Source organism: Kitasatospora sp. NPDC059803 (assembly GCF_042732255.1).
Taxonomy (GTDB): domain Bacteria; phylum Actinomycetota; class Actinomycetes; order Streptomycetales; family Streptomycetaceae; genus Kitasatospora.
On the sequence record NZ_JBHWIJ010000065.1, the window covers coordinates 14,800 to 24,086 of the forward strand.

The 9,287-nt window shown below is 74.8% G+C and carries 11 protein-coding genes; 4 read left to right on the top strand and 7 right to left on the bottom strand.

Features of this window, described 5'->3' with window-relative positions:
• Positions 1–772: ALF repeat-containing protein (locus ACFV6I_RS13755; protein WP_380425206.1), on the top strand; the 772-nt coding region annotated here is incomplete at its 5' end.
• A 61-nt stretch (positions 773–833) separates the two neighbouring features.
• Here the strand turns inward: ACFV6I_RS13755 and ACFV6I_RS13760 are convergent.
• Together ACFV6I_RS13760 and ACFV6I_RS13765 are read right to left on the bottom strand one after the other, a co-directional pair.
• Positions 834–1,127 (bottom strand): hypothetical protein, encoded by a 294-nt coding sequence (locus ACFV6I_RS13760; RefSeq protein ID WP_380425208.1) that lies wholly within the window; start codon positions 1,125–1,127, stop codon positions 834–836.
• Positions 1,117–1,392: a hypothetical protein gene (locus ACFV6I_RS13765; RefSeq protein ID WP_063352862.1), complete on the bottom strand. Its 276-nt coding sequence runs from the start codon at positions 1,390–1,392 to the stop codon at positions 1,117–1,119. The genes ACFV6I_RS13760 and ACFV6I_RS13765 overlap by 11 nt, the downstream gene beginning before the upstream one ends.
• Before the next feature lie 251 nt (positions 1,393–1,643).
• On the opposite strand from ACFV6I_RS13765, the gene ACFV6I_RS13770 reads away from it, so the two are divergent.
• Positions 1,644–2,453 carry a hypothetical protein gene (locus ACFV6I_RS13770; RefSeq protein WP_380425210.1) on the top strand — a complete coding sequence of 270 codons (810 nt, stop codon included), beginning with the start codon at positions 1,644–1,646 and terminating at the stop codon, positions 2,451–2,453.
• Between the two features lie 24 nt (positions 2,454–2,477).
• Complete coding sequence (locus tag ACFV6I_RS13775) at positions 2,478–2,999, top strand: peptidylprolyl isomerase (RefSeq protein WP_380425212.1); 522 nt, start codon at positions 2,478–2,480, stop codon at positions 2,997–2,999.
• 40 nt (positions 3,000–3,039) lie between these two features.
• On the opposite strand, the gene ACFV6I_RS13780 is transcribed toward ACFV6I_RS13775, so the two are convergent.
• The 5 genes from ACFV6I_RS13780 to ACFV6I_RS13800 all read right to left on the bottom strand — a co-directional run bounded on the left by ACFV6I_RS13780 (position 3,040) and on the right by ACFV6I_RS13800 (position 7,792).
• Positions 3,040–3,648, bottom strand: a complete 609-nt coding sequence (locus tag ACFV6I_RS13780; RefSeq protein ID WP_380344249.1) for a response regulator — start codon at positions 3,646–3,648, stop codon at positions 3,040–3,042.
• Entirely contained in the window at positions 3,645–4,877 is a 1,233-nt protein-coding gene (locus tag ACFV6I_RS13785; protein WP_380425215.1) for a sensor histidine kinase, read from the bottom strand. Before ACFV6I_RS13785 ends, ACFV6I_RS13780 begins: the two co-directional genes overlap by 4 nt.
• An 11-nt stretch (positions 4,878–4,888) precedes the next feature.
• Positions 4,889–5,311, bottom strand: a complete 423-nt coding sequence (locus ACFV6I_RS13790) for a hypothetical protein (RefSeq protein WP_363376075.1) — start codon at positions 5,309–5,311, stop codon at positions 4,889–4,891.
• Between the two features lie 188 nt (positions 5,312–5,499).
• Positions 5,500–6,603, bottom strand: coding sequence for an RICIN domain-containing protein (locus ACFV6I_RS13795; protein ID WP_380425217.1), 1,104 nt, complete (start codon positions 6,601–6,603; stop codon positions 5,500–5,502).
• A 73-nt stretch (positions 6,604–6,676) separates the two neighbouring features.
• Complete coding sequence (locus ACFV6I_RS13800; RefSeq protein ID WP_079136646.1) at positions 6,677–7,792, bottom strand: alpha/beta hydrolase family protein; 1,116 nt, start codon at positions 7,790–7,792, stop codon at positions 6,677–6,679.
• 276 nt (positions 7,793–8,068) lie between these two features.
• Here ACFV6I_RS13800 and ACFV6I_RS13805 point away from each other — a divergent pair.
• On the top strand, positions 8,069–9,287 hold a 1,219-nt coding region (locus ACFV6I_RS13805; protein ID WP_380425220.1), incomplete at its 3' end, for a LuxR C-terminal-related transcriptional regulator.

Genomic DNA, 9,287 nt, shown 5'->3' on the forward strand with positions numbered 1-9,287 from the left:
CGAGCGGCGTCAGACCGACAACCGGGTGATGGTCGCCCGGATCTTCGACGGCGCCGGGCCGGCGGTGAAGGCGGCCGCCCGGAAGGCGATATCCGGCAGCAACCAGGAAGTTCTGGCCTTCCTGAAGGAGGGCCAGTTCATCGCCCGCGCCGAGGACGAGGACCGCGCCAAGGTGCAGGGCATCCTCGACGACAAGGAGACCGGCCCGGGCGTGCGCGCGGCGGGGGAGAAGGCCCTCGCGGGCACTGCCGCCGACGTGCGGCACTTCCTGGACGTCGAGCTCGGCGAGTGGAGTCAGACCGACAACCGGCTGAAGGTCGTCCGGATCTCCGACGGCGCCGGACCGGCACTGAGCAAGGCGGCCGACAAGGCGCTGCGGGGCAGCTACCAGGACATCCTGGACTTCCTGAAGGAGGGCCAGTTCACGGCCCGCGCCGAGGACGAGGCCGCGAACAAGCCGGCCCCGCAGCCGGCCCGGCCCGCCGAGCAGCCGCAGACCGCCACCGGCGCCCAGCCGGCCGTCCGGCCCGCCGCCCTGACCACCACGACGGACACGACCGCGACGGGCACGACCGCGGGCACGACCACGGCGGGCACCACCGCCGGGACGGCCACGGCCACCACGGGCACCACCACGGTCACCACCCGCCCCGGCCAGCTCGCCGCCACCGGCACCGAGGGCCTCGGCTGGGAGGCCGGCGGCGCCGCCGCGGCCCTGGCCGCGGGTGCGGCGCTCGTCGTCGCCTCCCGCCGCCGCTCCACCGAGAGCTGACGCCCCCGCGCGCCCCGGCCGCCCACGCGGCCGGGGCATGCGGACGTCCGGGGCCGCACGCTCAGCCGCGGGGGCGGCGCCCGGCGATCGCCCGGGCGGCGAGTTCCGCGCGCCAGCGGGCCGCGTTGCCGCCGTCCAACTGGCCGGCGAAGGCGCGCCGCGCGGCCTGCACCAGCTCGGCCGAGGCGTTCGGGTGCGCCTCCCAGACCGCCCAGAGCGCGTTCTCGGTGTCCTCGTCCAGGCCCGTGCAGGTGAGCGGCCCGGTCCCGGACAGGGTCTCGGCCAGCACCGCCTCGAAGACCCGCCGCAGCCGTTCGTCGTCGTCGCGCCCGCGGGCGGGGCGCTCAGCCACCATCGCTGCTGCCACCACCACCGCCGCCGCCACCGCCATCCCCGCCGCCACCGTCGCCGCTGTCACCGCCGCTCAGGCTCCGGTTCCGGCGCCGGCTGCGCGCGGAGCGGCGCAGCACGGACCCCGAGACGAGCGTCGCGGACGCCACGGCGCGCACCCAGCGGGGGCCGCCGCGTTCGGCCCACACCACGCACACGCACCCGCCGACCGCGAGCACCAGGACACCGACCAGCACGGTACCGACCACGACCCACCCTCTCCCGTCCATCCCGTTTCCGGGCCGATCCTCTCAAGCCGAGCCCGCCGCCCGCGCCCCCGACCCGTCCGAAACCGGGCCGATCCGCCATACAAGTGGATACCAGGCCTGTCCCGCAGGGAAGTTGGCGCCGCGCGGGATTCGCCCGACCCGCGCCCCCGTCCCGCGCCCCCCGACCTGCGCCCCGACCTGGCGCCGAGTGCGGTCACCAGCCCGCCGTGTGCCAGGATGCCGACACCGATCCTCTCGACCGGAGACCTTTCTTGACGATTCGCCGCACCACCGCCCTGGCCGCCGCCGCGACCGTGCTCTCCCTCACCGCGCTGACGGGCTGCAACGACGACGCCCCCTCGGCGGCCCCGGCCCCCGCCGCCCCGCCGGCCACCACCCCGGCCGCGACGCCGACGACCCCCGACGCGGCCCCGACGTCCGCCCCGGCAGCGGCCTCGGCGTCCGCACCCGCGTCGGCCCCGGCCGAGGCGCCCGCCGGCGGGGTGATCGACCCCGAACAGGCCCTCGCCCAAGCCGCCCGCACGCCCTACGCGGCCTCCCAGGACTTCCGCACCGAGGGCGGCCCGCTGGTCGCGACCACCACCGGCCGGATCAACCTCAACGGCAAGGTGCGCACCGGCCGTCTCACCGAGTCCCTCGGCGCCGGCGGCGGTTCGGCGGGCGACCCGGTCGTCGTCACCGAGGACGCGACGTACGTCAAGTCCGGCAGCGGCTGGCGCAAGTCCCCGCTCGGCGACCGGATCGCCGACTACCACGGGTACGCGAAGGCCCTGTCGGCGCTCGGCCCGGCCGCCCGCAAGGGCATGGAGGAGCAGAACGGCGCGCCCGCCTTCCACCTGTCCGGCACGCTCGACCTGGAGAAGATGCGCGCCGTGGACGCCGAGCACTACCTCAACCTCAAGCGCATGGGCGTGACGTCCTTCCAGCTCGACCAGTGGATCGACGCCCAGGGCCGCACCGTGCGCTTCGACCAGCGCGTCGAGATCAGGGGCACCGCGACGCGCACCTACGGCACCTTCCGCGACTTCGGCCCCGTCGAGCCGGTCCCCGCCCCCAACTGACCATCCGAGCAAAAGGAGTCCGCCATGGCCAAGGGCCTGTTCGCGACCCTGCACACCACCCTGGGCCCGATCCGGCTGGAGCTGTTCCAGTTCCACGCGCCGAAGACGGTCCGCAACTTCGTCGAACTCGCCGAGGGCGCCCGGGAGTACACCGACCCGCGCACCGGCGAGCCGGGCAGCGGCCCGTACTACGACGGCACGCTCTTCCACCGCGTGGTGGCCGGCTTCATGGTCCAGGGCGGCGACCCCACCGGCAGCGGCACCGGCGGCCCGGGCTACGCCTTCGCCGACGAGTTCCACCCCGAACTGCACTTCACCAAGCCGTACCTGCTCGCCATGGCCAATTCCGGCCCGGGCACCAACGGCTCGCAGTTCTTCATCACGGTCGGCACGCCGGCCCACCTGAACCGCCGGCACACCATCTTCGGCCAGGTCGCCGACGCCGACTCCCGGGCCGTCGTCGACGCCCTCGCGGCCGTCCCCCCGGACGGCGAACGCCCCGTCGACGACGTCGTGATCACCCAGGTCACCGTCGAGCGGCTCTGACGCCCGTCCCGGGCAGCCCTGCGCCCGTCGTCCGGCGGTGTCAGAGCCAGCCGCGGTCGTCGGCGGTGCGCAGGGCCTCGGTGCGGTTGCGGGTGGCGGTCTTGGCGATGGCGGAGGAGAAGTAGTTGCGCACGGTGCCCTCCGAGAGGTAGAGCTTGCCGGCGATCTCGGCGACGCCGGCCCCGGAGCGGGAGGCGTTCAGCACGTCGCGTTCCCGGGCGGTGAGCGGGGAGGCGCCGGCCGCCAGGGTGGCCGCGGCCAGTTCCGGGTCCACCACGCGTTCGCCCGCCGCGACCCGGCGGATGGCGTCGGCGAGCACTTCGGCCGGCGCGTCCTTGACGACGAAGCCGACCGCGCCCGCCTCCATCGCCCGGCGCAGGTAGCCGGCGCGTCCGAAGGTGGTGAGGATGACGACCCGGCAGCCGGGTACCTGCTGGGCCAGGACGGCGGCGGCGGCCAGGCCGTCGAGGCCGGGCATCTCGATGTCCAGGAGGGCCACGTCGGGCCGGTGTTCGCGGGCCGCGTCGACGACCTGGTCGCCGCGCCCGACGGCGGCGACCACCTCGAAGCCGTCCTCCAGGTCGAGCAGGGCGCACAGCGCGGTGCGGACCAGTTCCTGGTCCTCGGCGAGCAGCAGGCGGATCGTCATGTCGTCCCTTTCCGGGCGGGGGTGCGCCGGTGGCGGGCGCCCGGCGGGACGGTGACCAGCAGCCGCCACCCGTGCGGGCTCAGCGGGCCGGCTTCGACGGTACCGCCGGCCGCCGCGACCCGTTCCCGCAGCCCCCTCAGGCCCTTCCCGATCCCGCTGCCCTCGCCGGTCCCGCTGCCCTCGCCGGTCCCGCCGCCCCCGCCGGTCCTGCCGTCCGCGCCCGTCCCGTCGTCGCGGATCTCCACGGAGGAGCCGGTGACGGTCACGGTGCAGCGGTCGGCCCGGGCGTGCCGGACCACGTTGGTCAGGCCCTCGCGCACCACCCAGCCGAACAGTTCCCCGTCCTGCGTGGCGACGGGGTCGGTGGACGTCGGTAGGTCGGCGACCACCCCGGCGGCGCGCAGCAGTTCGCGTCCGCGCGCCAGTTCGCCGGCCAGCGTGACGTCGCGGTAGCCGGTGACCGCGGCCCGGACGTCGGCCAGCGCCTGCCGGGACAGCGACTCCACCGCGGCCATCTCCGCCAGCGACTGGTCGAGGTCCTTGGCGGCGAGGCGCTGGGCCAGGCGGGACTTGACGGTGATCGCGGTGAGCGAGTGCCCGAGCAGGTCGTGCAGGTCGCGCGCGATCCGGTTGCGTTCGGCCTCCGAGGCCAGCCGCGCCACCTCGGCCCGGGCGGCCACCAGGGCCTGGTTGGTGGTGGCGATCTCCGCGAACGCCCCCGTGGTGAGCACGGTGAACAGCAGCGCCAGCGCCTGGAAGGTGCCGGGCCCGGTGTGCCAGGCGGGCACCGCCCACGGCACCAGCAGGGCGGCCAGGGTGGCGGCGGCGGTCACCCGGGTGGCGTGGCGGCGCCGCAGCACGGCGACGAAGGAGACCACGACGGTGGCGAGGTAGAACGCGTTCTCGTGGGCGAACGGCAGCGCGGCCAGGAACAGCGCGCTCATCACCGCCAGCAGCAGGAGCACCTGCCGCCGCCGGCCGCGGACCATCGCGGTGGCGGTGAGGACGAAGCAGAGGCAGAACGCGCCGACGACCGCGTACCCGGCGACCAGGGCCGCCCCGGACACGTTGTCGTTCACGGCGACGGCGGTCAGGCACGGGTAGACCAGCATCCCGGCGCCCAGCATGATCCGCCGCCAGCCCTGCACCCACCGCTGCGGGGCGCGCTCCCCTGTGGCGCGCTCCGCGGCGGCGTGCCCGGGGAGGGTCGCCTGCGTGTCCTCGTCCACCCTCGCCTGCCTCACGTCGCGTCGGATCGCGCGAACAGGGTACGCAGGTGGCGTCCGTTGATCACGGCGGCCACCCCCGCCAGCACCAGCCCGCACAGGGCCTGCTCGGCCTTCATCCAGAACGGGAAGGTCCCCGGCACGCAGATGATCACGACGATCGCGGCGATCATGACGGCCGAGATGATCCGCAGCCGCCGGTACGCCGCGTGCGAGCCGCGGGCGGCCCGGGTGGTGAACAGGGACGTGACCACGGCGCTGGCCACGACGAGGCTGCCGCGGATCCACACGGCGGGGTTCACCAGGTCGGGGTGGTCGCGCAGGGCGTAGGCGGCCGCCAGGGTGACGACGCTGAGGCCCAGGTAGGCGAACACCAGCCGCCTGATGGTGCGGAAGGCCCGAACGGTGTCGGGGTGGTTCACATCGGTGGAGGTCATGCCCCCATGCTGTCCGCGCCGCGCCCCCGCCCGGCAGTGTGCTGCCGCACCGGCCGACCGTGACAATTGTCAGCAGGTCAGGGCAGGGAAGGGCGGGGTCAGGTCAGGGCGGGGGAAGGGCCGGGGGAAAGCGGGGCCGCCGCCCGGCGGGGCCGGGCGGCGGCTGGCTGTCGGTCGTGCGGTGGGGCTCAGGAGCAGCTGGTGAAGGTGGGGCTGGTGTTGGCGATGTAGAGGGTGGCGCCGCCGCTGGGGTCGGAGGTGAGCGGGACGGTGACGGTGTCCTCGGCGGTCCACGGGAAGCCGCGGGCGTCGAACGTCCAGCTGCCGGTGACCTTGCGGGCGAGTTCGGCCAGCGTCACCCAGCCGTACTGCTGGGGCGGGACGTTGACGGTGACGGCGTTGTTGACGGTGGTCGAGCCCTGCCAGACGTTGCTGTAGTTGACGGCGGTCTTGACCGCGGTGGTGAAGACGCCGCCGGGGGCGCCGCCGGAGATGTCCGCCCCGATCTCGCCGCCGAGGGTGCTGGACCAGCCGGTCATGTTGGTGACCGCGAAGTTCTGCTGGGCGGCGCTGCTGGTGTTGTTGAACCAGATCGAGGAGACGCAGACCTTCGGCAGCGGTGCCGCGGGGGCCTCGCTCTTGACGGCCCAGGAGCAGGAGGAGACGTCCTTCTGGCACTGCTTGGCGGCGTGGTCGACGGCGAGGCTGCGGGCGGCCTGCGGGAAGCCGGTGGACCACTGCTGGTTGGCGGTGCCGTTGCAGGTGTACTGGTCGGTCCAGGCGTCGTCGTACTGGGCGCCGAGCAGCAGGTCCAGGCAGGTGTTGTCGCCCAGGTGGCGGATCATGAACGCGTCGGCGGCCCCGGCGACCGGCTGCAGGAACCACCGCTGGCTGGACTGCCCGGCGCAGGTCTGCTGGCGCAGGGCCGGGGTGAAGAAGGCCAGGTCGATGCACTTGCCGGTGTCGTTGTTGACGATGGTGAAGGAGAAGTCGGAGGGGTCGACGCTCAGCCGCCAGGACTGGTGGTAGCCGGGCGCCGAGTTGGTGACGATGTAGGCGCCGTCGCCCATGGTGCCGTTCTGGACGTCGAGTTGGCGCCCGTTGCTGAGGGACTTGATGGTCAGGCACTGCTGCGGGGAGGCGCAGGCGGCGGCCGGTGCCGTGGCGGCGTGGGCCCGCGCGGTCGCGAACGGGGCGGCGGTGAAGCCCAGGGCGGCGCAACAGGCCACCAGGACGGCCGCGATCAGGCGCAGCCAGGGAGCCGGTCGGCTCGGGGTCGTGGCGGAAAGCACGGGGTCGGGTCCTTTCGTTGGGAACAGGGAGAGGGAGAGGGGAGAGGGAGCGGAAAGAGGGAGGGCGGGCCGGTCAGGCGGCGGCGAAGGCCGCTTCCAGGCGCGGGACGTAGTCCACGAGGTCCTGCGCCCAGCAGCCCGCGCTGTGGCCGCCGTTGCAGGCGGTGCCCCAGCCGGCGCCGTTGCCGTAGTCGACGTAGTGGTAGCGGTAACCGAGGGCGTCCAGGCGGTCCTTGAGGCGCTTGGCGGTGCCCTCGGCCCAGAACTCCATGTCGGAGGCGCTGCCGTTGCCGTTGCCGGTGTAGACCGCGATGCCGGTGTCGGTGAGCGCGCCCAGGCGGGAGACCGGGTCCGCGGCGTTCCAGCGCCAGTCGGCGTTGAACACCGGGTACGGCGAGCCGAAGATCGCGTCGCTGGAGACCGTGGGGCCGAAGTCGAGGCCGCAGGGCTTCCCGTCGCTGGGCCCGCACAGCACGGTGCCGGCGTTGGTCAGGGTGGCGACCACGGCCCCGCGGATGATCATCTCGTTCACGGAGAGGTCGTTCGCGCCGGACATGGTGAGGACCTGGCCGAACAGCTGGGGCCGGTCCTGCGCGTAGTGCAGCGCGCCGAAGCCGCCCATCGACAGGCCGCCGACGGCCCGGCTCTTGCGGCCCGTCAGGGTGCGCAGGTTGGCGTCGATGAACGGGACCACCTGGTCGAGGTGGAAGGTCTCCCAGTTCTGTGCCCCGGCGGCGGTGTTCTGGTCGAGCCAGTCGGTGTACCAGCCGCGCAGGCCGCCGTCCGGGATGACGGTGATCATCGACTGCGCGGCGGTGAGGGCGGGGTAGGCCAGGGCCGGGTCGCTCGGGTTGTCCGAGGCGCCGTGCAGGAAGTACAGGACCGGGTAGCGCTTGGCCGGGCTGGCCGCGTAGTCGGCGGGCAGCAGGATCCGGATGGTGTGCTCCCCGGCGACCTGGGGTGTGGTGACGGTGAGCACGAAGTTGGTGGCGCTGCCGGTGGCGGCACCGACCTGGGTGAGCCCGAAGCCGTCCTTCATCGGCGGCGGGGCGGGGGCCTCGGCGTGCGCGGCGGGCACGCCCAGCAGCAGGAGGCAGGCGGCCAGGGCGGCGACGGCCGCCTTGGCGTGCCGGAGCCGGGCGCGCAGGGGCCGTACGGGCGGGCGCCGGGCGGGCTGGGCTGGTGTCATGGGTTGTCCTTGGCCGTGAGGGTGCCGCCGTTCCCGGGGGGAACCGCTGGGACTGTCTGAACACCGACAACTCTTGCGAGATCACCTCGCGGTCCGCCAGAGCGCCCTGCGGCGCACCTGGGCCACTGGCGCATGTGCGCCACCGGCGTGGGTAGCCTCCGACGGCCCGTCCGGGCGACACCGGTACAACGACAAGCCGACAAACCGACGAGTGGACGGGCCGACACACCGGCAGACGGACACACCGATACGCCGACACACCGATACACCGACACGATGACGGGGGACGTCGTGCACGACGTGCTGGATCCCGACTCCGAACGCGGCCGGGTCTACCGCTGCCTGGTCGGCCGTCCGCAGGCGCGGGCGGCGGAGCTGGCGGCCGGGGTCGGCCTCGGCGAGGGCGCCGTCCTGGCCGTGCTCAGGGAACTCGCCGACGAGGGCGTCGTCGTGGCCTGCAACGGCGAGGGCCCGCGCGACGACGGTCACCGTGACGACGGCCACTTCGACGAGGGCCCGCGCGACGACGGCCCGCGTGGCAACGGCCACCGCGACCGCGACCGCGCCTGGGAGGCGCTGCCGCCCGGCCGGGTGGTCGAGGCGGTGCTGCAGAGCGACGCCGTCCGGCAGGCCACGGCGCGCCGGGCCGGGGCGGAACTGGAGCGCCTCTACCGCTTCGCCCGGCGCGACGCCGGCACCTACGGCGCCCTGGAGGTGGTCGAGGACGCCGCCCAGGTGCTGGCGGCCAGTCGGCGCCTCCAACTCGCCGCCCGCCACCAGGTGCGGGTCATCGACGTGCCGCCCTACTCCGGCAGTTCGGCCTACTACCTCGACCAGGAGGTGCTGCAGCGCCAGCGGATGGCCGCCGGGGTCGTCTACCGCTCGATCTACCACGGCTGCGCCTTCGACGACCCGGTCGCGGGCCCCAACATGGCGCGCATGGTCGAGGCGGGGGAGCAGGCCCGCACGCTGGACGAGCCGCCGCTCAAGCTGGCCCTGGGCGACGACGACCTGGCGATCGTCACGCTGGCGGCCGACGGGCGCCCGGGCGTCGTCTCGCTGCTGATCCGGCCCTCGGGCCTGCTGCGGGCGCTGGCCGCGGTGTTCGAGACGCTCTGGCGGCTGGCCGTCCCGGCGTCGGTGTCCGCCGTCGACCTGCAGATCGGTGAGCGGGACCGCCGCATCCTGACCCTGATGGCCAGTGGTGCCACGGACGACGCCATCGCCCGGCGGCTGGGGCTGGGGCGGCGCACGGTGGTGCGCCGGGTCTCGGCGCTGCTGGCCCAGCTGGGGGCCACCACGCGTTTCCAGGCGGGCGTGCAGGCGGGGCGGCCCGGGGGGGGGGGTGGCGGGGCCGCCCCCCGCCGGCCCCCCCCGGGGGGGGGGTGGGGGAGCTTGGGGGGAGGTGGGGTCCCCCCCCCGCCCGCCCCCACAACAACCGGGAGGCCCGGGGGGAACCGCAAGCCCCCCCGCGCGGGCCCCCCCCCCGCCCCCC